The 25,628-nt window shown below is 54.8% G+C and carries 20 protein-coding genes; 6 read left to right on the top strand and 14 right to left on the bottom strand.

Going from position 1 to position 25,628, the window contains the following annotated elements:
* Positions 1-7 precede the first annotated feature (7 nt).
* Together PYL13_RS20630 and PYL13_RS20625 are read left to right on the top strand one after the other, a co-directional pair.
* Positions 8-1,054 (top strand): NAD(P)-dependent alcohol dehydrogenase, encoded by a 1,047-nt coding sequence (locus PYL13_RS20630; RefSeq protein ID WP_259147149.1) that lies wholly within the window; start codon positions 8-10, stop codon positions 1,052-1,054.
* A complete protein-coding gene (locus tag PYL13_RS20625) occupies positions 1,054-2,106 on the top strand; it encodes an ABC transporter ATP-binding protein (RefSeq protein WP_275642170.1) in 1,053 nt (350 codons plus the stop codon). The genes PYL13_RS20630 and PYL13_RS20625 overlap by 1 nt, the downstream gene beginning before the upstream one ends.
* A gap of 78 nt (positions 2,107-2,184) precedes the next feature.
* Here PYL13_RS20625 and PYL13_RS20620 read toward each other — a convergent pair whose 3' ends face one another.
* Entirely contained in the window at positions 2,185-4,326 is a 2,142-nt protein-coding gene (locus tag PYL13_RS20620; RefSeq protein WP_275642554.1) for a TonB-dependent siderophore receptor, read from the bottom strand.
* A 331-nt stretch (positions 4,327-4,657) separates the two neighbouring features.
* On the opposite strand from PYL13_RS20620, the gene PYL13_RS20615 reads away from it, so the two are divergent.
* Genes PYL13_RS20615 through PYL13_RS20600 form a run of 4 tightly spaced genes read left to right on the top strand, consistent with a single transcriptional unit; the run spans position 4,658 to position 8,515 of the window.
* Positions 4,658-5,629 carry an iron-siderophore ABC transporter substrate-binding protein gene (locus tag PYL13_RS20615; protein WP_275642553.1) on the top strand — a complete coding sequence of 324 codons (972 nt, stop codon included), beginning with the start codon at positions 4,658-4,660 and terminating at the stop codon, positions 5,627-5,629.
* Between the two features lie 47 nt (positions 5,630-5,676).
* Complete coding sequence (locus PYL13_RS20610) at positions 5,677-6,669, top strand: FecCD family ABC transporter permease (RefSeq protein ID WP_250985121.1); 993 nt, start codon at positions 5,677-5,679, stop codon at positions 6,667-6,669.
* Positions 6,666-7,706 (top strand): FecCD family ABC transporter permease, encoded by a 1,041-nt coding sequence (locus PYL13_RS20605; RefSeq protein ID WP_192489059.1) that lies wholly within the window; start codon positions 6,666-6,668, stop codon positions 7,704-7,706. The genes PYL13_RS20610 and PYL13_RS20605 overlap by 4 nt, the downstream gene beginning before the upstream one ends.
* Positions 7,703-8,515 carry an ABC transporter ATP-binding protein gene (locus PYL13_RS20600; protein ID WP_275642169.1) on the top strand — a complete coding sequence of 271 codons (813 nt, stop codon included), beginning with the start codon at positions 7,703-7,705 and terminating at the stop codon, positions 8,513-8,515. Before PYL13_RS20605 ends, PYL13_RS20600 begins: the two co-directional genes overlap by 4 nt.
* A gap of 58 nt (positions 8,516-8,573) precedes the next feature.
* Here PYL13_RS20600 and PYL13_RS20595 read toward each other — a convergent pair whose 3' ends face one another.
* The 13 genes from PYL13_RS20595 to PYL13_RS20535 form a co-directional block, all read right to left on the bottom strand.
* Positions 8,574-11,333, bottom strand: coding sequence for a M16 family metallopeptidase (locus PYL13_RS20595; protein ID WP_275642168.1), 2,760 nt, complete (start codon positions 11,331-11,333; stop codon positions 8,574-8,576).
* Positions 11,334-11,494: 161 nt separating this feature from the next.
* Entirely contained in the window at positions 11,495-12,748 is a 1,254-nt protein-coding gene (locus tag PYL13_RS20590; protein ID WP_250984976.1) for an LVIVD repeat-containing protein, read from the bottom strand.
* Positions 12,749-12,809: 61 nt separating this feature from the next.
* Positions 12,810-13,853 carry a substrate-binding domain-containing protein gene (locus PYL13_RS20585; protein ID WP_275642167.1) on the bottom strand — a complete coding sequence of 348 codons (1,044 nt, stop codon included), beginning with the start codon at positions 13,851-13,853 and terminating at the stop codon, positions 12,810-12,812.
* Between the two features lie 45 nt (positions 13,854-13,898).
* Positions 13,899-14,933, bottom strand: coding sequence for an ABC transporter permease (locus PYL13_RS20580; protein ID WP_275642166.1), 1,035 nt, complete (start codon positions 14,931-14,933; stop codon positions 13,899-13,901).
* The gene (locus PYL13_RS20575) at positions 14,933-16,411 is read right to left on the bottom strand and encodes a sugar ABC transporter ATP-binding protein (RefSeq protein ID WP_275642165.1); all 1,479 of its coding nucleotides are present in this window, start codon (positions 16,409-16,411) and stop codon (positions 14,933-14,935) included. The genes PYL13_RS20580 and PYL13_RS20575 overlap by 1 nt, the downstream gene beginning before the upstream one ends.
* 197 nt (positions 16,412-16,608) lie before the next feature.
* Positions 16,609-17,118, bottom strand: coding sequence for a DUF2478 domain-containing protein (locus PYL13_RS20570; protein WP_275642164.1), 510 nt, complete (start codon positions 17,116-17,118; stop codon positions 16,609-16,611).
* A 174-nt stretch (positions 17,119-17,292) separates the two neighbouring features.
* Positions 17,293-18,075, bottom strand: a complete 783-nt coding sequence (locus PYL13_RS20565; protein ID WP_275642163.1) for a TIM barrel protein — start codon at positions 18,073-18,075, stop codon at positions 17,293-17,295.
* 24 nt (positions 18,076-18,099) lie between these two features.
* Positions 18,100-18,897: a 5-deoxy-glucuronate isomerase gene (gene iolB / locus PYL13_RS20560; protein ID WP_275642162.1), complete on the bottom strand. Its 798-nt coding sequence runs from the start codon at positions 18,895-18,897 to the stop codon at positions 18,100-18,102.
* A 119-nt stretch (positions 18,898-19,016) separates the two neighbouring features.
* Positions 19,017-19,913 carry a myo-inosose-2 dehydratase gene (iolE, locus tag PYL13_RS20555; protein ID WP_275642161.1) on the bottom strand — a complete coding sequence of 299 codons (897 nt, stop codon included), beginning with the start codon at positions 19,911-19,913 and terminating at the stop codon, positions 19,017-19,019.
* 9 nt (positions 19,914-19,922) lie between these two features.
* Positions 19,923-21,755 carry a 3D-(3,5/4)-trihydroxycyclohexane-1,2-dione acylhydrolase (decyclizing) gene (iolD, locus tag PYL13_RS20550; protein ID WP_275642160.1) on the bottom strand — a complete coding sequence of 611 codons (1,833 nt, stop codon included), beginning with the start codon at positions 21,753-21,755 and terminating at the stop codon, positions 19,923-19,925.
* Complete coding sequence (locus PYL13_RS20545; RefSeq protein WP_275642159.1) at positions 21,752-23,671, bottom strand: bifunctional 5-dehydro-2-deoxygluconokinase/5-dehydro-2-deoxyphosphogluconate aldolase; 1,920 nt, start codon at positions 23,669-23,671, stop codon at positions 21,752-21,754. Before PYL13_RS20545 ends, iolD begins: the two co-directional genes overlap by 4 nt.
* Positions 23,672-23,675: 4 nt before the next feature.
* Positions 23,676-24,794, bottom strand: coding sequence for a Gfo/Idh/MocA family protein (locus tag PYL13_RS20540; RefSeq protein ID WP_275642158.1), 1,119 nt, complete (start codon positions 24,792-24,794; stop codon positions 23,676-23,678).
* 53 nt (positions 24,795-24,847) lie between these two features.
* Positions 24,848-25,627, bottom strand: coding sequence for an ATP-binding cassette domain-containing protein (locus PYL13_RS20535; protein ID WP_275642157.1), 780 nt, complete (start codon positions 25,625-25,627; stop codon positions 24,848-24,850).
* Position 25,628 lies beyond the last annotated feature (1 nt).

The following is a 25,628-nucleotide window of genomic DNA, read 5'->3' as shown; positions in this document are numbered from 1 at the left end:
TTATTCAATGAAAGCACTTGTCCTGGAACGCGTTGGCGAATTGAACCTGCGCGATATCGATCTGCCCCAGACCATGGGACCGGATGACGTCCGTATCCGCCTGCATACGGTTGGTGTGTGCGGCAGCGATGTGCACTACTACACACATGGTCGTATTGGTGATTTCGTGGTCAACGAGCCAATGGTGCTCGGTCATGAAGCTGCCGGTACGGTCATCGAGGCTGGTGCCAATGTCACCCATCTCAAAGTCGGGGACCGTGTCTGCATGGAGCCTGGCATTCCTGACCCGATCTCGCGCGCCTCGCGTCTCGGTATCTATAACGTCGACCCTGCCGTTACATTCTGGGCCACACCACCTGTTCACGGCATTCTTTGCCCTGAGACCGTGCATCCCGCCGGTTTCACTTACAAGCTGGCTGACAATGTTTCCTTCGCGGAAGGTGCGATGGTCGAGCCTTTTGCTGTTGGTATGCAGGCAGCTGCCCGCGCCCACATCACGCCCGGCGATACAGCCGTCGTCATGGGCTGCGGCACCATCGGCATCATGGTTGCTCTGGCGGCACTGGCTGGCGGTTGCTCGCGCGTATTGATTTCGGATTTGTCCGAAACCAAGCTGAAATTGGCGGAGACCTACGAAGGCATCACCGGCATCAATCTGCGCGAAACAGATATTGTCAGCGCCGTGAATGAGGCGACAGAAAATTGGGGCGCAGACATCGTGTTTGAGTGCTCCGGTGCACCTGCTGCCATACGGGACCTGTTCAAGGTCGTGCGTCCGGGCGGCACTGTCGTTCTGGTTGGTTTGCCACCGGAGCCGGTTCCTTTCGATATCGCTGCTGCCTGCGCCCGTGAGTGCCGTATTGAGACCGTGTTCCGCTACGCAAACGTCTTTGACCGTGCGCTGGCGCTGATTGCTGCTGGCAAGGTCAATCTCAAGCCGCTCGTTTCGGACACATATAATTTCGATCAATCGATTGCCGCTTTTGAGCGGGCTGCCGAAGGGCGCCCTGAAGATGTGAAGCTGCAAATCGTGCTGGATAAGGAAACGAGCTGATGGCTACAGTCGAATGCCGTTCCATCCGTAAGGTTTATGGTTCGCTTGAAGTCATGCGAGACTTCAACCTGTCGATCAATGACCATGAATTCGTGGTTTTCCTCGGCCCATCGGGCTGCGGAAAATCCACCATGCTTCGCATGATTGCCGGCCTGGAAGATATCTCTGGCGGCGATCTTCTCATCGGCGGTCAGCGTATGAATGACCGCGATCCCGGTGATCGTGGTATTGCCATGGTGTTCCAGAACTACGCGCTTTATCCGCATATGACTGTTCGCGAGAACATCGTATTCGGTCTTGAACGTGCGGGTGTTGCAAAGGATGCCATCAACGCACGTCTGGCACCGGTCGTCGAAGCGCTGGGTCTCAACGTCTATCTGTCGCGCAAACCGACAGAGCTCTCCGGTGGTCAGCAGCAACGCGTGGCGATTGCGCGTGCTATGATCAAGACACCGGAAGTGTTTCTGTTTGACGAGCCGCTTTCAAACCTCGACGCCAAGCTGCGCGGAAGCCTGCGAGTTGAAATCGCCCGTCTGCACCATGACCTGAAAACCACCAGCATCTATGTGACGCATGATCAGCTTGAGGCCATGACGTTGGCTGATCGCATCGTGCTGATGAAGGATGGTCATATCGAACAGATGGGTACGCCAGAGGAGATCTATCAGACGCCTGCCACATTGTTTGCAGCCGGTTTCATTGGTACGCCGAACATGAACTTCCTGGAGCTACAGGCATCAGATGGGGTTTTGGCTGGTGATACAGTCAACCTGGGCGCACCTTTCAATGTCCGCCCCGGTGCTGTGACAGTTGGTATTCGTCCTGGCGCTTTTCGCCTGAACGAAACGGCCGGAACCTTCCGTGGACAGGTTGATCGCAACGAGTTTCATGGCGAAACACGTCTGGTAACACTGAAGAGTGGTCGGCATGAATTCAGCGTCGCAATTCCAGCAGAAACGCGCCTGAATGTGGGACAAAACATCGGCTTCGACGTTGATCCTGCAAACCTGCATCTGTTCGATACGACGAGCGGACAACGTCTGTCGGCCTGATCGATTACGCCATTCCGGGCAAAACAGGAATTAAAACGTGTACCCCCACCAGACAGTCTGTCAGGTGGGGGTATTTTATTACCAAGTCCGGCGCAGTGTGACGGCGAACGACCGGCCCGGATTGTAGAAGTCAGCTCCAAAACCGCCATAAGCGACGTACTTCTTGTCGAACAGATTGCTGACATTCAGATCCAGCGATGTGTTTTCCTGAATCTTGTAGTTGAGCGACGCATCGAAAACGACGTTGTTTCCAGTTTTTTGCGTGTTTGCATCGTCGAAATAGTAAGATCCAATGTAACGAGCACCCAAGCCAAAAGTCATGTCGCCAATGGTGTCGTTGCCCTCGAGAGTATAATTACCCCACAACGAAGCTGAATGACTGGGTACGAATTGCAGTTCGTTGCCAATGTTCCCGCCAGTGCCATTCTCAGTGATCTCTGATTTCAGGTACGAGTAGGCTGCTGTCAAACTGAAGTTGTTTGTCAGCTCTGTTTTTGCCTCAAGATCCAATCCCCGAACCCTAACTTCACCGATGGTCGACGGAAGATTTGTCACTGGGTTCGTGACAGTAATATTTGACTTGGTCAGGTCGTAGATCGCGGCAGTAAATAGACCCGGAAAGTCTGTCGGTTGATATTTTACACCCAATTCAATTTGGTCGCCGCGCTCGGGTTGAACGCCTACTGTTGGTGGTGCCACCGACTCCGCGTAGCTTGCATAGGCGGCAAACGCATCAGTAAAGCGATAGGTGACGCCAAAGCGCTTAGTAAGCTCACTCAAGCGATCTTCATCATTGCTAACAACTTCGGACCCTGTCCAATACGAAGTGGAGTGTTGCTTCAAATCAAGCCAATCATTTCGAAGCGCGACGGTAGCTATGAGTTTTTCGGAGAACGTCAAATCTTGTTGTGCATATATAGCCGCAGTGTATTGGCGATTTCGCGTTATTTCACCCAGAGGAACAGATGTTGGCGCGCCCGAATATATCGGGTTGGTCCAATCAATACCGGGTGCGTCACCGAAGTTGATCTGACCATCAGAGGATAGGTTATTGTATTCGACGCCAAACAGGGTCTTACTTTCGACTGCGTCAAAGTTCGCCTCGTATTGCAGGCGTGAATCAACGATGAAATTCTCATCTGATGAATCGTCTACGAAGAATGAACGCTTAGCAGTTGTAGAGCCATTCGTTGGCGTCGACGCAATATATGCGTAACCAAAATCGGTGTTTGCTTTACTATATCGGGCATTTGTACTGAAGCTCAGACCTGAGCCAAAATCATGATCGAACATGACGCTCAAGGAGTTTCTGTTGACTCCGCGATAATTGAAATCCGGCTCGCCGAAGAAACGACTTCTGCTGAAATCCGTCCCAACAGGATGACCACCACTTCCCGGTACGCCATCAGTATTAAGATGATCGTAAACGACGGTCAGGCTGGTGACATCGGTAGGACGCCATGTAAGGCCGCCCATAAAAAACTTCTCGTCATCATTCGAGAAATCGAACTCGGCCTTTGCATTTTTGACCTTGCCCGTAATGCGATACGATAGCGTGTCGTCTTCAGTGATGTTGTCACCAAAATCGATCCCTGTTTCGGCGCGGTCGTAAGATCCCCCGGTCACATAGGCTTCGCCAAACCTTTCGTTTTTGGGTCGCTTCGTCATGTAGTTGACGGCGCCACCTGGGTCAGAAACGCCGAATGTTGCCGAGTTGGCGCCTTTTAGCACTTCTACACGTTCGTATGCGAAAGGCTCTTCACGGAGACCACCAAAGGGACGACCGATCAAAAGGCCGTCTCGATACATATAGGCATCGAAACCGCGAACCTTGAAATAATCAAACCGGTCGTCTGAGCCATAAAAATCAGTCGTGACGCCAGCGGTGTATTGCAACACTTCTTCGACGTTCTGCGCGCCACGTTGCTGGATTTCTTTTGACGTGATCACAGAAACGCTGGCAGGCGTGTTCATGATGTCCGTAGCAATCTTGCCGCCACTGGTTGTTTTGGTAGCAACAATGGATTTGCTGTCATCATCCGCGCCGGCGCCATCAATAGTAATGGTTTGCAAGACGGTATTGGAACCTGAACTGTCTGCATCTTGCGCCAGCGATGTTACCGGCGAAAAAGCGATCAGTGCCGTGCATCCAAGAAGGGCAGCATTGCGATAATGAAGACCGGACCGTTTGCCTGTGCTGCCGTTTTTTTTGCTGTGCATGTCCAAATTCCAGAGGTTGGCGTTGTTGTTGCTGGTCACCAACAGGGTGCATTTCTTAGTCCTTTGCCAAAGCGGTTCTGTGCGTCGCTTTGATGCAGAATGGCACGGACTGTGGCGATACCCTGTATTCACCTTCCGCGCTTGTTAACTTGAGGCGTACAGTCTGGTATTGTAGATTCCTCTGGTTTTGTATGAAACTCCGGAAACTTTGACGCGCTGCCGGTTGGTCGTTTGCGTAAGCCTTGACGCATCCCCATTAAACTGGAACTGGAAAGCCAACTTTAAATATCAAGGAGGGTTGGCCGTGCCAAGGTTCTTCGATTTTTACGCAATGGTGGTTGTGACATGCCTTTCATTGCTGGCATTCACACAGGTCCGTGCAGACGAAACCACGTCTTATCCGATCGTCATCAAACATGCGTTGGGAACAACCACGATTGCCAAAAAGCCAGAGCGCGTCGCGACTGTCGCTTGGGCCAATCATGAAGTTCCGTTGGCATTGGGCATTGTTCCCGTTGGTTTTGCTGCAGCCAATTTTGGCGATGACGATGGCGACGGTCTGTTGCCATGGGTCGCTGAAAAGCTGAAAGAGCTTGGTACTGAAAAGCCTGTGCTGTTTGATGAGGGGGATGGAATTGACTTCGAGGCCGTCGCTGCAACCCAGCCGGACGTCATTCTCGCAGCCTATTCCGGCCTCAGTCAGGCCGATTACGACACGTTGAGCCAGATTGCACCGGTTGTTGCTTATCCGGAATCATCCTGGGCGACTGACTGGCGCGATATGATCCGCCTTAACAGCGCAGGGCTCGGCATGGCGAAAGAAGGCGATGCACTAATTAAGCGGATTGAAAAGGAGATCACTGATACTGTCGCTGGGCATCCTCAGCTTGAGGGCAAGTCGGCAATGTTTGTGACGCATCTCGACACCACGAACCTCAGCATCGTCAATTTTTATACCGCCAATGACACTCGTGTGAAGTTTTTTGCCGATCTCGGTCTTAAGTCACCCAAGAGCGTTTTGGATGCAACCACCAAGGGCCAGTTTGCTGCGGGCGTCAGTGCAGAACGTGTCGACGCCTTTGATGATGTTGATATCGTCGTGACTTACGGCAGCCAGGCCTTGCTGGATGCGGTGAACGCTGATCCCCTGCTTTCGCGAATGCCCGCTGTCGCCAATGGCGCAATCGTCATGCTGGGCCGCAATCCACTCGGTACTGCATCCAATCCAACACCATTGTCGATTTCGTGGGTGTTGAAAGACTACGTCAATCTGCTTGCCGAGGCGGCGGGAAAGTCCAAATGATATTGAATAAAGGGTCCTCGCAGGCTGCGAAGGCTTTTCCGGGAAATATGCGCCGTTCGCGGTTCTTGGGTTTGGTTCTAGTGCTGGCAGCACTTGCTTTTTTGTGCGCCTTGTCGGTCGCGATCGGTACACGAGACGTGTTTTGGAGCGATATCGTAATGGCATTGCGTGGCCATACGGATAATATAAGCCAAGCTGCTGTCGCAGTCCGACTGCCAAGGACTCTGCTTGCATTGCTTGCGGGCGCTTCACTCGGTTTGGCAGGTGCGATCATGCAGGGCGTTACCCGCAATCCTTTGGCTGATCCCGGCATTCTCGGCGTCAATATGGGTGCGTCTTTGGCGGTCGTGGTGGGTGTGGCGTGGTTCAGTATCGCGTCGGCATACGCCTACATCATGGTCGCCATCTTAGGTGCCGGCATTTCAGCTGTTTTTGTTTACGTCATCGGCTCGATGGGGCGCGGCGGTGCGACACCGCTCAAATTGGCACTGGCTGGTGCCGCGACATCGGTCGCTTTTTCCTCTTTGGTTATCGCTGTAGTCTTGCCACGCAATGATATTGCGGGCGGCATTCGCGCCTGGCAGATCGGTGGTGTTGGTGGGGCGACATTTGAGCGTATTTCTCATGTGCTGCCGTTTCTGATCGTTGGTTTTGCGATCAGCCTATTGTCGGCTCGCAAGTTGAACTCATTGGCGCTCGGCGATGAATTGGCCGCTGGTCTGGGCGAACGTGTTGCGACTGCCCGGGCCATAGCGTCATTCGGGGCAATCCTCTTATGTGGTGCAACGACTGCGATTTGTGGTCCGATCGGTTTCCTTGGTCTCGTCGTTCCACATCTGTGCCGCCTGCTGGTGGGGGTAGACCACCGTTGGCTATTGCCTTTCTCGGCCTTGAGTGGAGCTTGCCTACTACTGGCCGCGGACATTATGGGACGCATCGTGGCACGGCCTGCCGAGTTGGATGTGGGCATTGTCACTGCACTCGTCGGGGCGCCGTTTTTTATCTGGATTGTCAGGCGGCAAAGGGTGCGTGAATTATGAGCATGCTTTCCCCTGTCATCACCTCGATCGCTGGAAACCGGCGTCAGCGCGCTAGTGGCCGGTGGCTTGTTATCTCCGGTCTGGTGGTGTTGTTATGTGCCGTCTTTGCACTGACGCTGATGTCCGGCCAGACGTTTACGCCGCCGAAAGACGTTATCCGTGTGTTGCTTGGTGAGAATATCCCGGGTTTGAGTTTCACCGTTGGTCAGTTGCGGTTGCCGCGCGCTGTCCTGTCCATTGTTGCGGGACTTTGTTTTGGCATGGGTGGCGTCGCCTTTCAGATCATGCTCCGCAACCCACTCGCCAGCCCTGACATTATCGGCATCAGTTCCGGCGCAAGTGCCGCTGCGGTTTTTGCCATTGTTGTCCTGTCGCTCAGCGGGCCGATCGTGTCAGTTTTCGCCGTCGTCTCCGGGCTTGGTATTGCGCTGTTGGTCTATACTCTGTCGTTTCGCAACGGTGTTGCAGGGACGCGATTGATCCTTGTCGGCATTGGTGTCTCTGCCATGCTGCAGAGTTTTATTGCTTACATATTGTCTGTCGCGCCGGCCTGGAGCCTTCAGGAGGCGATGCGCTGGCTGACGGGCAGTGTGAACGGTGCACAGATGTCGCAGACACTGCCGCTCATTCTCGCCTTGGCTGCCTTCGGTGGACTGCTGCTGACCCGCGTTCGTGATCTGGAAGCCTTACGGCTCGGCGATGATACTGCCGCAGCACTTGGCGTGCGTGTCGCCAAGACACGGATCATCGTTATCATCGCATCAGTTGGAATGATCGCATTTGCCACAGCAGTGGCCGGGCCTATTGCATTTGTTGCTTTCCTCTCCGGGCCGATCGCTGCAAGGATCATGGGTAACAATGGTTCGTTGCTTGTGCCTTCGGCACTGGTCGGCGCAACGCTCGTTCTGGTTGGCGATTATTGCGGGCAATTCCTGTTGCCCAGCCGTTATCCGGTCGGTGTCGTTACGGGTGCGCTCGGCGCCCCCTACCTCATTTTCCTTATCGTGCGCGTCAATCGCGCCGGAGGTTCACTATGACTACCTATTCACTTGCCGCCACGAAACTTTCAGCCGGGTATGGCGATAGCGTCATTCTGAATGACCTCGATCTGGTGGTGCCACATGGCAAAATCACAGTGATTGTTGGCGCCAATGCCTGTGGCAAGTCGACACTGCTGCGCACCATGTCGCGGCTGATTACGCCGCGTGCAGGCCACGTGCTGCTTGACGGCAAGTCCATTCACAAAATGCCATCACGGGAACTGGCGAAAGTGATGGGGCTTTTGCCACAATCCCCTATCGCGCCTGAAGGTATCATGGTGGCAGACCTTGTCAGCCGTGGCAGGCATCCGCATCAGGGCATGTTTACGCGCTGGACATCAGCGGATGATGAAGCTGTCGCGACAGCGCTTATTGCCACCAAAACTGTTGAGCTGGCAGAACGACCGGTCGACGAACTTTCCGGCGGGCAAAGGCAGCGTGTCTGGATTGCAATGGCACTGGCGCAGCAGACTGAAGTCCTGTTACTGGACGAACCAACGACCTTCCTCGATATCAGCCATCAGATTGAGGTGCTGGATCTGTTGACCGATCTCAATCAGTCGCGTGGAACGACAATCGTCATGGTTCTCCACGACCTCAATCTGGCGGCACGATATGCCGACTATCTTGTCGCCATGGCATGTGGACGACTGCACATCACGGGAAAGCCGGAAGAGGTTCTGACAGAGCACAATGTGCGACAGGTGTTTGGCCTTGAGAGCCGCATCATAACCGACCCTACCTCAGGGCGGCCGCTGATGCTGCCGATGGGCAGGCATCAGATGGTCGGTGATAAGGCCGTATAATTACGGAGCAGACGCAGCAACTATCAACACGCTGCGTCTAGCGATCTGAGCGTTGCAATTACTGCGCCTTGGCCAGAGGCAAGCGGGTCAGCACAGCTATATTATCTGTTTTAAACACCTGCTCGGCATAGGTCTGCAACGCGATCGGCGTCAACTGTTCGCTCAATTTTGGCATGTTGCTGAGGTAGGTCGGGTCGCCGTAACGGCGGTAACTCAAAGACAGTCGGCGCAGCCAAGTGTTGGCGTCACTCATACGCCCGCTTTCGGCAAAGTCGATGTCTGCCTGCAATCGCTTGAAGTCCACAGCCTGTATGTTCTGCGGCATGTTCTTCAGGACATTTATGGCAGCGTCTGCCAGCTCTTCTGCCCGCTCCGGCGCACAAATGAACGACAAGGTACTGATGCTGCGGTTGGTCTCTGGGTCCATGCGCAACTCAAACTGCAGCGTGTAGATGCCACCAAGATGATTGCGCAGTTCATTTTTCAGCGCCTGCTGTGCGAGTGGTGTCAGCGTCGAAATGAGGAAGGCTTTTTCTGGCGTCCATTCAAGGGCTGTGAACGTAGATATTTCGACCTGGGCCCGATGATCCCTAAATGTTTGAATGCTCTTTTTGTGTATGCCGTCTTGCTGCCTGGCGGGTGCTGGTGTGAGAGACGGAGCGCGTGCCAACGCACTCACTGTTTTTGCAAATGTGGTTTTGGTCTCAGGCGTTGGGGCGGGACCGACCGCAAACCAGGTGACCGGTTCCGCGACGAGCGCGCGAGCTGCTTTTTCCAACGCCTGTGCATCAATCACTCCAATGTTTGCATCGCCGGGGTGATCGGCAGACTCTCCGTAGAGCAACTGCGAATATTCATTGGCAGAGGTGAGGTTGCTGGCCATCTGGGTGCGGAAAGCGTCAGATGCCTCTTCACGAACCAGACCAAATTTTATACTCGCTGCATATTGACGCAACAATTCGGGGAGTTGTTCCGGTTTTGCAGCCACGGCAACGTCGAGCATGCTGTCCTTCAGCGCCCAACTCCACCTCGCTGGCTGGGCTTTTTTCCAAAGTTCATATTCGTCCTGTGACCAGAAATTAAAACCGCTTTGTTCCCAGAGTTGAATGGCAGCCTGTGAAACTGTGCTGCCGAACTCGGCATTCATGAAACCCGGTCTGGATTGTCCTGATAGATAGACCTTGCCATCCGTCGTGTCGCGCGCCAGCCAGACCACGCGATCGCCGTTCGAAAGGACCCATTCCTGTATCGTTGGGTTGTCATGGCGGGTTTCCGAAACGATTTCTCCCGTTTCATCAACCGTCGCGTCTGTTGGCCATATTGGCAGCGGTTGCTCTTTCGCAACCGGCGCCTTCGCTACAATCGCGGGCAAATCGGGGAGTGCTGTAACCGTGGACAACGCCTGACGTTGGGCACTGATATCGTCGACCGATGGAAGCTCTACCGTCTTGTCGCCCGGAACCTGATACATCATCACCTGGTCGGGCGCGCGCAGCATGTCTTGCATACGGGCAGACAGGCTTTCGAAGGTGATCTGCTCTAGCAGGGCTTGTGTGTCCCTCGCCTTTTCAGCTGCGTCTTGCAGCACGGAATCCATCATCACCGCGCTGGTAATACGGTCTTCCCACTCCGCATAGGTTCGCTGGGCTGCGGCGTCAGGATTGCGACTGTTGATCCGGACAGCATCTTTCATCAGAGCGTCGAAGCCATCCCGAGACAGGCCCGTGCGCCGCAGTCGCTCGACACTTTCAAGCAAAATGTCTTTCGCTCTGTCATGATTTTCGCTTCTGGCGTTGAAGGCCAGAATAAGCCGCCGCTCTACAGGTTCTTGAATGACGAAACTGAGAGAATTGACCATCTCACCGTAATGTTCGCCCTGCGTCTGTATCGCGTCGCGCATCAGGCGGGTCAGGAAATATTTCTCGAGATAGGCAAGTCTGCCGTCATCGCTTTGACGGGGTGGCATTTCCAGTCTGAAAGCATAGGTTACTTGCGAGGTGGTGCCCTGTGGGTCCTGTACCTGGCCGATGGAGAGTTCATCTTTCAACGGGAATGCCACGTAGTCTCTGGATGGTTGTGGCTTGTTCGGTGCTGAGCCAAACAGACTGATAATCGCCTTCTCAGTGCTTGCCGCATCTATCCTGCCAGAGACGATCAGGGTCATGTTGGACGCGACATAATAGGTATCGTAAAACGCCTTGATGTCAGCGATGGTCGTCGCTTCAATTCCCTCACGTGTGCCAATCGTCGGACGATCAACATAACGCGAACCTGCACGCAGCAGCTCTTTTTTCTGTCGGTTGATGCGTTCAGCCACCTTGTTATCATGGCGCAGTTCTTCAAGAATGACGAAACGTTCTTTGTCCCAGTCCTCGGCCAACAGTTTCGCGCCAAAGGCCATGTCAGCAACCAGCGCCAAGGACCCTTCTACATCGAGCGCATCATTCGGGCGGGTACGAACCATAAATTGGGTCTCTGCTTCGCGCGTGACTGCATTGATCTGCACGCCGGTGCGCCACCCAAGCTTCTGAAAGTAGGTGTGTAATGTCTCGGGGTGCGCCTGCGTCGACTGGAACACCATATGTTCAAGGATGTGGGCAGTGCCACGGGGTATCTCTTCATCAACAGATCCGGCGTGCACAACAAGGCGGATGTTGAACGGTTCATCTGCGCGTTTGCTGTCGTAGAGAATGTAGGAGAGGCCGTTATCCAACTTTCCGTGCGTCACCTTCTTGTCCCACTCCACACCATTAGCCTGAGCAAACTGAAGTCCGGCAAAAAGGGTAACTAGGGCAAACACGGCGCGCACAAAGATCATAACGTCACTTTCAAAATTCCACGAACGAATGCGTTCACTGGTATTCGACGTTTGATCTCGTTTGATCTCACAAAAAATCTGAGTATTTGGCGAATGATTAAAAGCGAAACCTATGGTCCTCCGATATCATCAACGGACCATAGGGGTGCTAGCGTCTGCGATCAGCCGCCATATTCGATTATTTCAAGGCCAGCATTGTAGTCGGTTGCATAGATCAGGCCATTGGCATCAACAAAAACGTCAGCCGACTGGATAACCCTAGGCCGATTTGGTCTCCGGTCCGTCATTGTTGTTGGGCCAGCCGGTACGAGCGCGCCCGTTTCAACGGGGTGATAGGGGTCGGATATATCGAATGCCCGGATACCGGCATTCTGCCATGTCGCAAAAATCAGAGTTTCCGACACAAACGAACCGGGGCGGTTTTCGTGAAGATTGTGTGGACCAAAATGGCCGGCCTTTTTGGTGTAGTCGATCTCATTTGGGATCGGGAATGTCGAAATACTGATCGGGTTTTCGGGAACCCGGATGTCGAATACCCACGTATGTTTGCGGCCGTCTTCTTCGTTATCAAGTACCGCCTCGTCGGCGACGACAAGCAGATCGCGTCCTGGCAATGGCAATGGAGAGTGCGTGCCACCGCCATAGGGAGGGCACCAGTTGTGGTGTTTGATCAGCTTTGGTGCGGAATGATCCGACACATCAAGAAGGGTCAGGCCGCCATCGCGCCAGCAGGCATAGGCTGTGTTGCCATGCACAAGGGCGTGGTGAAGTGCATAACGACGCCCCTCACCCCAGTTTGGTGTTTCGCCAGCCGCAAGGTTCATGCCCGGCAACCACCAGCGACCGACAAGTTCGGGTTTCGCGGGATTGGCAAGGTCGATAGTCACGAAAATATAATCCGAAAAACCATCCAGAAGCGCTGAAGCATAGGCGTAACGGCCGCCGACGTACCAGATGCGGTGCAGACCGACGCCGTCGACATCCAGTTGGCCGATTTTGCGGGGCTGAGCGGGGCTTGAAATATCGTAGACGCTCATTCCAGCCGTCCAGGAACGCTCGCGTTTTGTCGCCGCGACGGTTTCACCTACCGACTTGGTGTAATAGGCCTTCTCATCGGTGAAGGTTTCGACGTCGGCAAACAGGTCAAGCGCATTGATGACCAAAAGCAGATCGCCGTGTGTCTGCAGATGGATGTTCCAGGTGTTCGCAGGCGCCGCTACATAATTGACCGTACGCGGGTTCTTGGCGTCCGAGACGTCGACGATTGAGAAGCCCTGCGACCAGGGGTGGGCAATATACGCGTGGTTGTGGTGAACCATAAGCTGCAGGCCATCACCACGACCGCCAATATCGCTATGGCCAATCAGTTTCATATTGCGGGCGAAATCCGGTTTTGGCAGGTCTGTCATGGCCATTCTCATTGCTTGGTAAAGGGAAAACGCCGCCTTGCGGGCGGCGTCATTTTCATCTTTGGTCTTACTGCTTTGCAGCAGGAATCCATTCGGCAGAGGCAGCGTCGCTCTTCTGGAATGCCGGGAACTTTTGTTGAAGCTCCTCGATCGTGCCGATGTTGTTGTTGACCAGATCGTCACGGGTGATCAGGGTTGGCTGAAGGAGGACGGAACGGCCAGGGAACTGACCGGCAATCGCCAGCGATACGGCGCGAACAGAGACTTCACCCACAACAGCGGCGTTGGTGGCGGCAGTTGCAACCCATGCGCTGTCTGGCTCGGTGATCAGCTGAATGTCAGCGGTCGAAATGTCGACGCCATAGATTTTGACCTGCTGAGAAAGACCCAGCTCATCGATAGCCAGCTTTACGCCCTTGGCGAATTCGTCCCAAGGCGTGAAGATGACGGAGATATCCGGGTTGGCGCGCAGGATTGCCTTGGTCTGGTCAGCTACTGATGCTGGTACCGTGTCGTTCACGACGCCCCATACGGCCTTTTCAGTCAGCTTGTGCTTTTCGACAAATTCTTTCCAGACGCCATAACGGCGATCAAGTGGTGCAAAACCTGCAACATAAACGGCGCCGCCGACAAATGCCTCGCCCTTATCTTTCACAGCCTGCTGAAGAACAAGCTTCGCCATATCCTTGTCGCTCTGTTCAATCTGCGGGATCTGCGGGTTATCGAGGTCTACGTCATAGGCGACAACCTTGATGCCGGCATCAAGCGCCTTCTGCGCTACGTCCTGCAGAACCTCAGGGCGACCGTTATTGATGATGATGCCGTCAACGCCGAGATTGATAGCCTGCTCAACCAGATTGCGCTGGGTGTCATTGTCGTTACGTGCCTGCGAGACTGTCAGATTGATGCCGAGTGCATCAGCCTGCTTCTTCACGCCAGCTTCAAATGCCTGCAACCAGTCGCCGCTACCAAGGAAGCTGACGACGGCTATGTTAACAGTCTTGCTGTCGAATGGTGCTGGTGCACCGGCGATACCGGCAGCGGACGCCGGTGCGGTGAAAATCGAACCGGCAATTACAACGGCTGCCAGCCTTTTCAGTGTCTTGAACATGGTTTTTCCATTTCGTTGCTAAGAATAATTCGAGAGAATGCCTGGTTAGTTTTGGGAGCGGCCAATGCCGTAGGTCAGCGCCAGTGCCCCGACGAGCACAGCACCCTTGATGAAGTCCTGCGTGTAATAAGGGGCGTTCAGCATGGTCAGGCCATTCAGCAACACACCAACAAACACAGCGCCGATCAGGGTGCCGAGGACGTTTGGACGTCGCAGGCCGAGAACCGCGAAACCGATCAGCGACGCGGCAACAGAATCCATCAACAGCGATGCGCCTGACGATACGTCGCCTCTGCCGACGCGTGCGGCAACGATAATGCCGCCCAACGCAGCAAGAGTGCCAGAAAGCACATAGGCGAAGGTCTTTATGCGGTTGACATTCGCACCGGCCAGTCGTGTGGCTACTTCATTGCCACCCGTCGCATAAAGCAGGCGTCCCAATCGCGTCCGCTCCGTCAATACAAACAGGATGAGGGCGACCAGCAACATCATCAGCACGGAGAACGGGATGGTGCCAAACAGGCTGGAACGGCCAATTGTCAGAAATGCCGGATCGTATTTTCCGGTGGCTGTCGTACCATCGGGCAGAATGAGGCCGACCGAAATCGAGCGCCCGGCGGTTGGAATAAGCTGCAAGCCGGTCAGCAGGAACATGGTCGATAGGGTCGCCAATAGGTCTGGTACCTTCAGCTTCACAATTAAAAATGCATTGGTGAAACCGACAAGCGCACCGAAGGCCAGCACCAGCGGTACGGTCTGATAGGCATTCAGGCCAAGCACGATCATGGCGTAGCTCGCGGCCATCACACTCGAAGCAGCAACTGCGCCGACAGAAAGATCGAAGCCACCAATAGCAAGCGTGACCGTGACACCTGCGCCGATGATCGCGACGACGGATACCGCCTGCAGAATGCTCATCAAGTTGTTGATGTTGATGAATGCGGGTTGCGCCAGTGAGAAGCCGACAACAAGCGCGATCAGCAGAATGAAAACCGCACCACGGCGAATGGTTTCTCGAACTGTCTCCAGACCATTGCCGCCGCGTGGATTTTCAGAAGTGTGTTGGGCGCTGTTGGTCATTAGACAGTGTCCTCTTGATAGCCGGTGAAGGCCGAATGTTTGGTTTCTTCGCGCAGCGTATGGTGGTCCATCACCAATACGCGGTCCGCAACTTCATGCGCTTCTTCCGCATCTGAGGTTGCGATCAATGTCGCGCGTTCGGTGTGGCCGCGAATTGTTGCGATGATGTCCTGACGCGCACCGACGTCCACACCCTGAAATGGCTCGTCCAAAAGCAACACCCGGCTTGGCTCCGCTTCCCAACGTGCAATCACTGTCTTTTGTTGGTTGCCGCCAGACAGCGACCACACTGACGCGAGAGAGTCGACTGCCTTGATGCCAAGCCGTTTGATGGCGGCATTGCCCTCATTTTCTTCGCGTTTCGAGAACATGAAACCTGAACGATACCAACGGTTCAGATGCGGCAGGCTGATGGTGGAGGCGATGCTTTCACCGGGCCAACCTGCATGTATCAGCGACGAAGTGTGTCGATCTTCAGCCGCCATGACCACGCCTGCGGCAATGGCGTCTGCCGGCTTGCGCGCATTGAACGGCCGTCCGTTCAATGTGATGCTACCCGAGACGAATGAACCGACACCGAACAGACCGGAGAGAAGACGACTTTTGCCGGCACCGAGCACGCCGGTTATCGCAACGACTTCACCCTTGTGAACGGTCAGATCGAATGGCCGACTATCGGGTAATAGCTGAATACCTTTCAGCTCCAGAACCGCCTGTCCAAATTGCCGCTGGTCGGGCCGTGCCGATTCAAGCGACCGTCCGATCATTGTCTCGATGGCGGCTGAAAAATCAATTGGTCTGCTGAAGGCACCGACATTGCGACCACCACGCAAGATGACAACCCGGTCAGCCAACGCCTCCAGATCTGCAGTGCGGTGTGAGATATAAAGGACGGCGATGCCGCGTGCCTTCAGTTGCCGCAAAATCTCATAGAGACGCTCCGCTTCCCGTACCGAGAGACTTGCAGTCGGTTCGTCTAGAATAAGTAGACGTGCGTTTTGCGAGAGCGCGCGCGCTATAGCCACCATCTGTCGGTCCGCAGTGCCAAGCGTCTCGAAGTCGCGATCAAGGGGCAGATCAAAACCCGCTTCCTGCAGAATGCGTGCTGCTTCGCGCCGTACTGTTCTGTGAGAGAGGAAAAACGGATAACTGCGATCAACGAATTGATTGAGCAAAAGCGCATCTGCAACGCTCAGACCGGGAATGCCGACCACGTCAGTGGACTGATGAACGGTGACAATGCCGCGTGCGGCGGCCTCGGCCGGGTTTTGCGGTTTGTAGTCTGTATCTTCCCAGACGATTCTGCCAGAATCTGCCGTGTAGAGACCGGACAGAATCTTTACCAGCGTGGATTTTCCCGCACCATTGGCGCCCATGAGGGCTACAATTTCGCCGCGCTCGACCTGCAAAGAGGCATCCCTCAAGGCGTGCGTCGAGCCAAATGCTCGCGAAATATTTTGAACGTCCAGAAGAGGCATGATGGAAGAAAACCTGCTAATATTATCAGGATTTCGTAGCCATCCTTTGTCGGCAAACAAGGCCGTGAATTCTATTCTCGACCTAATCCACGGAATAAATTTCCAACAGTCCGTCGGGCCATTGCGAGAACTTGAATTTTGCTAAGAAAAACAAGTGAATTGCCTGTGCTGTGGCGCAGTATTTTATCTCGCGTCGTCTAGTGTACTGCCTCAGCTGTTACCCAGTTTACAATGTAATTCGGGTCTGCTGGCAGGATTTCCGCGCAGCCATCCGCGAAAGAGAGAAAGGCTTCGAGATTGAGTTTGTTGACACCGATGACTACGGGAATGTCCCGTTCCATGGCGTCGATGATCATCGAAACAAAGCCGCGACCCTCGGCTTCATGTTTGCCAAACTTGTTGACGATCAACACGGAGGCGCCCTCTGCGCGTGCAGCAGCTTCTGTTGTTGCTGCCTCCAGAGCAGCACTGTCCAACCGGCATCCGGTTGCGAGTTCACCTAAGTTCTGGCTGATCCGAAACACTGGCCCATCCGGTAAAATCTGAAGGTCCATGTCGCATTTGCTGCGGTTTGGACCTTTGTATGGTGCATGAATTGCGCCTGAGGGTTTCATGCCAGCTTCTTCGAACAGCTTGACGAGCTGCGACAGGCATTTGTCCAACTCATCGCCGTCTGTCAGGTTGATGTACCCAAGCCGCATGGTCATTTTCCTCACATTTCCGTCATACCAGACATTGGCCGATATTCTGAAATGCATGAACCATGCGGTGTTTCACGTCGTCAATAGCCGATGCTGTAAACGGCTTGTCTTGTCTGGTTTGTGGCTGTGAAAGACTGGACGTAGACAATGCGCGAAAAGAGCGTCGCTCAGAAACCTTGCCTATAAGGTGAAGGCATTGCGGAAGGCTTCAAGCGCATGCTCAGGATCACCTTTTGCAAATGCCTCCATGCCGACCGGTCCGCGATATCCCATGTCGTTTAATGCTTTTGCGATTACCGGATAGTTGATTTCGCCGGTGCCGGGTTCACATCGTCCAGGTACGTCCGCCACCTGTATCTCGCCGACCCATGGCAGGCAGGATTTGCAGGTTTCAATCAGATTACCCTCACCGATCTGCACGTGATAGAGATCAAGATTGAGACGCAGACGGGAATGGTTGACGGATGACACCAGAGCAAGCGTGTCTTCTGCCCGACCAAAAGGTGTGCCGGGGTGATCGACCGGAAGATTGAGGTTCTCAAGCGTGTAGACGACACCCTCCTCTTCCGCCATCTCGGCGATACGTGCCAGAGTATCGCGTGCCTTGAGCCACATTTTGCCGGTGACGATCTCAGTGGGTTGAGCCGGCAGGCCGCCCTCGCCGAGGCCAGTGCCATGCAGGTTAAGCCGGGCGACACCAAGCCGCTTACCAATTTGGGCGGTTTCCCGTGCTGAGCGCAGCAGTTCAGTGGCTCCTTCATCGTCGGCCAAACGGCCAGTGAGGTAACCGTTCATGATCGAAAAACTGGCGCCGGATTGTACCAAGGCTTCCAGGTCATGATCCGGCCAGTTCCAAAGGCCGACGTCAAACCCCATTTCGGCAAGGCGTGCGCAACGCCATTCAATCGGCTTGTCCCGCCAGATCATTTCGGCGCAGACGGCAAGTGTAAACGGCTGGGTCATGATAAATACTCTGAGGTTCTGCGGTTACTTCAAGAGATGTTCGACATTGGGTGCAGCAACGAACCGCCATTTGCGCAGTGGGCCAGCCATCACATTGAGATAATACATTTCGAAGCCATAGGGCGCGCCGCAGGGATGGTGGCCACGTGGCACGCAGACGACGTCGCCGTCGTGAACTGCCATGGTCTCATTCAATTGCAGGTCATCTGTATAGACCCGCTGCACGCCAAAACCGTCCGCAGGGTTCAGGCGGTGATAATAGGTCTCTTCGAGATAAGTGATGCGCGGAAAATCATCTTCGTCGTGGCGATGGCTTGGATAGCTTGACCAGTTGCCAGCGGGTGTGAAGACCTCGGTGACCAGCAGCGAGTCACAATAATCCTCGTTTTCCATGGCGATATTGTTGATGTAGCGGGTGTTGCTACCTTCGCCGCGCTGTGTAAGCGTAATGCTGTTTGGGTCAATCAGGCGGGCTTCGTGACCACTCTTGCCAGGAGCGGAACACACGGCAATCACGCAATCTGTTTCGGCCGTCGCCTGCCAGTTCGAGCCATTTGGCAGATAGAGCGAATGGGGAGCTGTCTTTTCAAATACATTCATGCGGTTGCCCAAGATACCCCAATCCCGGCCGTTCGAATTTATCGCGGCTTTACCCTCGATCAGGACAAGGATCACTTCACGATCACCCGTTGCCTCCGCGGCTTTTTCACCTGCTCTTAAACGATAGAGCGAAAAACCGACATAACGCCAGCCAGCCGAAGTGGGAGTGATTTCGTGCACCTTTCCGTGGGTGCCAAAAGGCCGATGGAGAAGATTGGGCATCGTGTTTCCTCCTGGGAATATCACCCGCTTGAGCCGCGTTGGGTGATGCATGCAATAAATTATTGAGGAGAGAACGCTGCTTACGGTTCACCGGAGCAGCGTTCTTGCGCAAGTGTGTGTCAGGCGAGACCTGTCTTTGCGGCTGCTTCTTTCAAGGTTTTGAGGCCGAGTGACTGGTATTGATGCGGATTGCGAACCTTTGGATCCTGTTCGGCTTCGATGACGATCCAGCCCAGATAACCTTCATCCTTGAGTATTTGCAGAAGCGGCAGGAAATCGACGCCACCTTCGCTGTCGCCCGGAACGGTGAATACGCCTGCCCGCACACCATCCATAAATGACAGGCCGTTTTCGCGGACCTGTCGCATGATGGCAGGACGGACATTCTTGGCATGGAAGTGCGCGACGCGCTTTACGTATTTGCGAAGCACGGGTGTCGGATCGGCGCCGTTAGCACCGAAATAGCAATGTCCGGCGTCAAAAAGCAGATGTGTTGCCGGGCCGGTCGCGGCCATAAAGGCATCGATCTCTTCCGGTGTTTCGACAACAGTGCCCATGTGATGATGATAGACCAGCGTAATGCCTTGGGACGCCGTGAATGCGGCCAGTTCTTCCACCTTGGCAGCGAAAGCCTTCATCTCGTCTGCTGAAAGGTGCGGGCTTTCCGAAAGTGCTGTCTGCAGCCCTTGAATGGAATTGGAGGTTTCGCAAACGATGCAGACTTTGCAGCCATTGTGCTTCAGCTTGTCGAGGTGTTTCTGAATTGCTTTCTTTTCGTCTTCGACAGACTGGGTCAGAAGGTTGAGCGAATACCAGCCGGAAACGAAGGAAAGACCGTAGGAACCAAGAAGGTTTTTCAAAGCTTCCGGTTCATCTGGCCAGCGATGGCCGTTTTCAATACCATCGAAACCGATCTCGGATGCTTCCCGGAGGATCTGTTCTGTCGGTATATCTGCGCCAAGGGTCTGGTCGTCGTCATTGGCCCAGGCGATTGGATTTGTTCCGAAGCGGATCATGCTCATTCCTCAATTTACCAGTGTTTGCCGTGCCATACCTTCAAGGTAGCGGGCATAGGCTTCTTTCAATTTTTCGGTTGTTCCGACTTGCGGCACGGCAACATCCCACCAGTTTCCAGCATCGCCAAAACCAGGCCCATTGGTCGGATCGGTGTCGATGACAATAACGGTTGGAATGTCGCGCTGTCGGGCCTGTGCAATCTGCTGTTCAAGATCGGCAATGTTCTTCGCCTTGATGGCAACGGCACCCATAGACGCCGCGTGGCCGACAAAGTCGATTTGCGGCTGTTGTTCGATGTTGCAATCGGCGTAGAGGTTGTTGAATGCGGCACCGCCGCTGGCCTGTTGCAGACGGTTGATGCAGCCGTAACCTCTGTTATCGGTTAGAACCACCGTAAACGGTACCTTGCGCATAACCGCAGTCGCCAGTTCGGAATTGGCCATCATGTAGGACCCATCGCCGACAAAGCAGATGATTTCCCGTTCCGGCCGCGCCAGCTTCAAGCCCATCGCACCGGCGATTTCGTAACCCATGCAGGAGAAGCCGTATTCCATGTGGTAGCCGCCCTGACTTGGCTGCCAGAGCAATTTCAATGCGCCGGGCATTGTGCCGGCCGCGCACATTGCAATCGCGTCGTCGTCTGTTGCACGTTGTACGGCCCCAATGACCTGTGCGTCGGTCGGCAAGCCGTCACTCTTGGGCGCTGCACAGTGGAGATCAACAGCCGCCAGCCACTCCGAGCGCAAGGCGCCGTCTTGCTGTTCCGACTTGTGACCGCCCAAGGCTGCGCTGAGTGCTTCAAGCGCAACTTTCGCATCGGCAACAAGACCAATGGCACCGTGTTTGTCGGCATCATATGCCTGCACGTTGATCGAGATGAGTTTGCGGTCCTTTGCTTCAAACAATGTCCAGGAACCTGTCGTGAAGTCCTGAAAGCGAGTGCCCACGCCGATCACGACATCAGCCTTACGCGCAACAGCATTCGCTGCCGCTGATCCGTCGACGCCAGCAGCACCGAAGTTCATCGGGTGTGTTTGCGGCAAAGAGGATTTACCTGCTTGCGTTTCGATGACCGGAATGTTGTGGCGCGTTGCGAAGTTGGCCAGTTCTTGCTCCGCCCCGCTGTAGATCACACCACCACCTGCCACGATGACCGGGTTGCGTGCTGCGCGGATGGCTTTTTCGACCTCTGCAAGGTCGCGTGTGTCCGGCGCTGGACGGCGTATGCGCCAAATGCGGCTTTCAAAGAACGCTTGCGGCCAATCAAAAGCTTCGGCCTGAACATCCTGGCAGAATGACAATGTCACCGGGCCGCAATTGGCCGGGTCTGTCAGCACGCGCATGGCGCGTGGCAAGGCAGTTAGCAGCTGTTCCGGCCGGGTAATGCGGTCGAAATAACGGCTGACAGGACGCAGGCAATCATTGGCCGATACCGTGCCGTCATCGAAGTCTTCGATTTGCTGCAACACCGGGTCAGGACGACGATTGGCAAAAACATCGCCGGGAATAAGCAACAATGGCAGACGGTTTACGTGTGCCAGAGCAGCAGCAGTGACCATGTTGGTCGCACCGGGGCCGATGGATGATGTCACCGCCTGGGCACGTGTGCGTTTTTTTGCCTTGGCATAGGCGATGGCCGCATGTGCCATGGTCTGCTCGTTTTGCCCGCGCCAAGTTGGCAGGCTGTTGCCTGCCTTCTGCAAAGCTTCGCCAAGTCCCGCAACGTTCCCGTGGCCGAAAATCGCCCAGATACCGTCGATGAAACGTTCGTTATCTTCCGTCAACTGTGCAGAGAGCCACTTCACCATGGCCTGTGCCGCTGTCAATCTTATGGTCGTCATGCGGCATACTCCTTGGCGCGTGCATTGTCCCAAACCCGGCACAAGCGGGCGTAACGCGACACCATTTCATCTGTGGCGGCAGCGTCTGTGATCTCGCCTGCCAGCCAGCGTGTTGCGACATCTGCAAAGATCGTGCGACCGACTGCAAAGCCCTTGACCAGATCGAAGCTCGCGGCGACCTCGAAGCTCTGTGAAAGCTCTGCTTCGGGCGCTTCAAGTCCCAGAACAACGATGCCTCTGGTGTGGCGATCGTGTGCCTCAATGGCGTCGATCGCATTGCCCCAAGCCGCATGTGTCTTCAGCGGTTCCAGTTTCCACCAGTCAGGGAAAATATCAGCTTCATAGAAACGGTGTACGAGGGTTGCGACCGTGTCGTCATCGATTGTTGCCACCTTGGATGGAATGATTTCCAGAAGGAATTCCAGCCGGTTACGGCGAGCAGATTCAAACAGACGTTTTACGGTTGCGATCTGTTCGGACCATACCTCTGCGCTATCTTGCGGATGGCAGAAGCACAGAACCTTCACGACGTTTTCGCGTGCCCATTCGACCAGTGTCCCGCAATCCGTTCCAAGCTCTGGTTCAAGCTTCAGAGGTCTTGATCCCGGAAGTTCTGCAGGACGGCCAATCCAGAGACCTGTTCCAGAGGCGCGTTGCAAGGCGGAGCGGCCAATGCGGTTGTCGCAAAGAATGCCGTAGCCAGCCTGGCCATTTTGCACTTTGAGGACTGCATCAAGGCACAGTTCCTTGAAAGCACCGCCCTTTTCCAAGGTGTAGCCCGGCATATTCTCAAGCTGCATGCGGTGGTCAAAGGCAAAAACCCGCATAGTTGACCAATCACCATTAACGCGCGTGTGTCTTGTGGTTGACCAGTGCAATTGTTCCAGAACCGGATCATTGCGCAAGTCAGCTCGTACAACGCCTCGCTCAAGGAAAAATTGCAGCTCTTCCCAGCTCGGGTAGGCTGGCGTGCAGCCATGTCGGCTGACCGCAAATGCGCCGCAAGCGTTGGCGTATTTGAGAGATGTTGGCCAGTCCTGATCGGTCATCCAACCGCGCAACAGGCCGGAGAAAAAGCCGTCGCCGGCACCCAGCACATTAAAAACTTCAATCGGGAAACCTTGGCCGGACTGCCCCTTGTCGAGACTGTCAGGAATATCTTTTTCAAATGCGACGGCACCGAGTGCACCGCGTTTGCAGACGAGGGTTGCTGGCGTCAGCGCCCGCACAGCCCTCAGGCATGCCAGTGTGTCGGTGCTGCCGCCGGCAATATGAAACTCTTCTTCGGTCCCGACGATCAGGTCGAAGTAATGTAGCGATGCCTGCAGTTTTGCGGTGACCTTCTGGCTTTCGACGAAACGGCTTTCACCATCGCCATGACCGGCGACGCCCCACAGGTTTGGACGATAATCAATATCAAGCGCTGTCCGCAGACCATGTTTACGCGCGAGTTTCAGCGCCTTGATAACGGCGGCTTCAGTGCGTGTGTTGCTGAGATGCGTGCCGGTCACGACGACGGCGCGTGCAGAGGCGATAAAGGCCTCGTCAACATCATCTTCGCACAATGCCATGTCTGCGCAGTTTTCACGGTAAAAGATTAGCGGGAATTGTTCGTCGTCGCGGATGCCCAGAATAACGAGAGCAGTCAGTCTCTCAGGATCGATTTTGACGCCCTTGGTGGAGACACCTTCTCGGGCCAACTGCTCAAGAATGAAGCGGCCCATATGTTCGTTGCCAACACGGCTGAGAAGCGCTGTTTTCAGACCAAGACGTGCGCTTCCGCAGGCAATATTGGTGGGAGAGCCTCCGATGTATTTTTCGAAAGACCCCATATCTTCCAGACGGCCACCGACCTGTGCACCGTAGAGGTCCACACCTGCGCGACCGATTGTAATGACATCGAGTGTTTTGGTCACAGCCTTACCTTTCAATATGCACGACACTTCCATGGGACGTTGCCATGGCGTGAATTATCTTTTCGATTTCCAATCCCTGAATGAAATCAGGGCCACAGGCAGCGCCACCTGCGATCGCGCGCAACAGATCGCGTGCCTCAACGACCTTCTGTTCGTTGAAGCCGAAATTGTGGCCCGGTGCCGGGCAAAATGCTGCGAAATCAGGCTGGTCCGGTCCGGTGAGATGACGGGTAAAACCAGCTTCGCCATGGCGATGCAGCCAAAGTTCGTTCATGTTTTCCTGATCGAAGACGAGCGTTCCATCCGTGCCATGCACTTCCCACTGCAAACGGCATTTGCGGCCACGAGCGACACGTGACGTGGCGAACGAACCTTGGGCACCAGAGGCGAAACGCAACAATGCGAGTGCGCTGTCTTCGTTCTCGACCGGCTTTGGACCTTCGGGAGAGTTGCGGGTTGAAACAACGATCTGTGTCTGTGCCACAACTTCTGTGACAGGACCCATCAATGCGATCATTTGGCTCACGAGGTGGCAGCCCAGATCCCCAAGAGCACCCAGACCACCACCTTCGTGAGTCATCCGCCATGACCAAGGGAGGAGCGGGTCAGCGGAATAGTCTTCGTCATAAACGCCGCGAAATGCCACGGGCTTGCCAATGACGCCATCGGTAACCATCTTTCTGGCGGATTGGAATGCCGGGCTGCGCAGGTAGTTGTAACCAAGAATGGTTTTCTGATCGGGATGTTGTGCGGCAAGCGCCGCCATGGCGCGGGCGTCGTCAAGTGTCAGCGCCATCGGCTTTTCAAGCCAGACATGTTTACCGGCCCTTAGAGCCGCCTCTGCCATTGGGCGGTGCATGCCGTTCGGCGCAGTGATTGAGACGACATCGACTTTGGGGTCATTGATCGCATCTTCCCAACGAGCAGTCGCGCGGGCAAATCCGAACTGACGTGCGTAATTCTGCGCTGCCTCTTCCGTAACATCATTCAGGATTTCCAGTCGGGGATGCACCCCGCCAAACACGGCTGCCACATTACGCCAGGCCATGGCGTGACACTTGCCCATAAAGCCGGTGCCGATCAGGGCTATGCCCAGTTCTTTTGCGGGCATTGGATAAGACATCTCTGTCACCAGTTCACTTTCTATGGATAGATACGGGGACGTCTGTTGACGGATCAGATCGTGCCGCCGAGAGACCCCTCAAGCTCTGCAAGCTGCTGGCCACCGGCCATCAGATCCTGCAATTCCGGTGCTGTGATTTCGCCCTTTTTCGCCGTACCCAGCGTCTGGCCGCGGTTCAGGACAGTAAAGCGATCACCGACGGCCATGGCATGGCGGACGTTATGAGAGATGAAGACGACGCCAACACCCTGTGCGCGTACCTTCATGATGGTTGCCAGGACATTGGAGGTTTGTCGCACACCAAGCGCCGAAGTCGGTTCGTCAAGGATCAAGACCTTGGCACCAAAATAGACCGCTCTTGCGATGGCAACTGTCTGACGTTCACCGCCAGACAATGTGCCCACAGCCTGGTCAGGTCCGCGCAGATTGATGCCCATCTTGCGCATTTCCTGGACAGTGATCTCGTTGGCACGGTCGATGTCGAAGCGCTTGAAGATACCCTTACCCGTTGTCGGCTCGCGGCCCATGAAAAAGTTGCGGGTAACTGACATCAACGGGATCATAGCGAGATCCTGAAATACGGTGGCAATTCCGGCTTCCATCGCGTCACGCGGCGTGTCGAAAGACATGGGGCGTCCTTCGAAGGTAATGCTGCCCTCATTGGGTTTGTGTACGCCCGACATGGTCTTGATGAAGGTGGATTTGCCGGCACCGTTGTCGCCGAGCAGGCAGTGGCATTCTCCGGGCATGACATCAAAAGTCACACCGTTCAGGGCAATGACATTGCCATAGTGCTTTTTGATGTTTTCCATGTGGATGATAGGTGCAGTCATC

The sequence above is a fragment of the Agrobacterium sp. Azo12 genome (genome assembly GCF_029193765.2).
GTDB lineage: Bacteria > Pseudomonadota > Alphaproteobacteria > Rhizobiales > Rhizobiaceae > Agrobacterium.
Note: the sequence above shows the minus strand (reverse complement) of the source record. Positions and strands in the feature narration are given on the sequence as shown.

What these genes read in the sequence shown, in the direction of transcription:
- PYL13_RS20630 (WP_259147149.1), top strand. Translation starts at nt 8, where the DNA reads ATGAAAGCACTTGTCCTGGAACGCGTTGGCGAATTGAACCTGCGCGAT.
- PYL13_RS20625 (WP_275642170.1), top strand. Translation starts at nt 1,054, where the DNA reads ATGGCTACAGTCGAATGCCGTTCCATCCGTAAGGTTTATGGTTCGCTT.
- PYL13_RS20620 (WP_275642554.1), bottom strand. Translation starts at nt 4,326, where the DNA reads ATGCACAGCAAAAAAAACGGCAGCACAGGCAAACGGTCCGGTCTTCAT.
- PYL13_RS20615 (WP_275642553.1), top strand. Translation starts at nt 4,658, where the DNA reads ATGGTGGTTGTGACATGCCTTTCATTGCTGGCATTCACACAGGTCCGT.
- PYL13_RS20610 (WP_250985121.1), top strand. Translation starts at nt 5,677, where the DNA reads ATGCGCCGTTCGCGGTTCTTGGGTTTGGTTCTAGTGCTGGCAGCACTT.
- PYL13_RS20605 (WP_192489059.1), top strand. Translation starts at nt 6,666, where the DNA reads ATGAGCATGCTTTCCCCTGTCATCACCTCGATCGCTGGAAACCGGCGT.
- PYL13_RS20600 (WP_275642169.1), top strand. Translation starts at nt 7,703, where the DNA reads ATGACTACCTATTCACTTGCCGCCACGAAACTTTCAGCCGGGTATGGC.
- PYL13_RS20595 (WP_275642168.1), bottom strand. Translation starts at nt 11,333, where the DNA reads ATGATCTTTGTGCGCGCCGTGTTTGCCCTAGTTACCCTTTTTGCCGGA.
- PYL13_RS20590 (WP_250984976.1), bottom strand. Translation starts at nt 12,748, where the DNA reads ATGGCCATGACAGACCTGCCAAAACCGGATTTCGCCCGCAATATGAAA.
- PYL13_RS20585 (WP_275642167.1), bottom strand. Translation starts at nt 13,853, where the DNA reads ATGTTCAAGACACTGAAAAGGCTGGCAGCCGTTGTAATTGCCGGTTCG.
- PYL13_RS20580 (WP_275642166.1), bottom strand. Translation starts at nt 14,933, where the DNA reads ATGACCAACAGCGCCCAACACACTTCTGAAAATCCACGCGGCGGCAAT.
- PYL13_RS20575 (WP_275642165.1), bottom strand. Translation starts at nt 16,411, where the DNA reads ATGCCTCTTCTGGACGTTCAAAATATTTCGCGAGCATTTGGCTCGACG.
- PYL13_RS20570 (WP_275642164.1), bottom strand. Translation starts at nt 17,118, where the DNA reads ATGACCATGCGGCTTGGGTACATCAACCTGACAGACGGCGATGAGTTG.
- PYL13_RS20565 (WP_275642163.1), bottom strand. Translation starts at nt 18,075, where the DNA reads ATGACCCAGCCGTTTACACTTGCCGTCTGCGCCGAAATGATCTGGCGG.
- iolB (WP_275642162.1), bottom strand. Translation starts at nt 18,897, where the DNA reads ATGCCCAATCTTCTCCATCGGCCTTTTGGCACCCACGGAAAGGTGCAC.
- iolE (WP_275642161.1), bottom strand. Translation starts at nt 19,913, where the DNA reads ATGATCCGCTTCGGAACAAATCCAATCGCCTGGGCCAATGACGACGAC.
- iolD (WP_275642160.1), bottom strand. Translation starts at nt 21,755, where the DNA reads ATGACGACCATAAGATTGACAGCGGCACAGGCCATGGTGAAGTGGCTC.
- PYL13_RS20540 (WP_275642158.1), bottom strand. Translation starts at nt 24,794, where the DNA reads ATGTCTTATCCAATGCCCGCAAAAGAACTGGGCATAGCCCTGATCGGC.
- PYL13_RS20535 (WP_275642157.1), bottom strand. Translation starts at nt 25,627, where the DNA reads ATGACTGCACCTATCATCCACATGGAAAACATCAAAAAGCACTATGGC.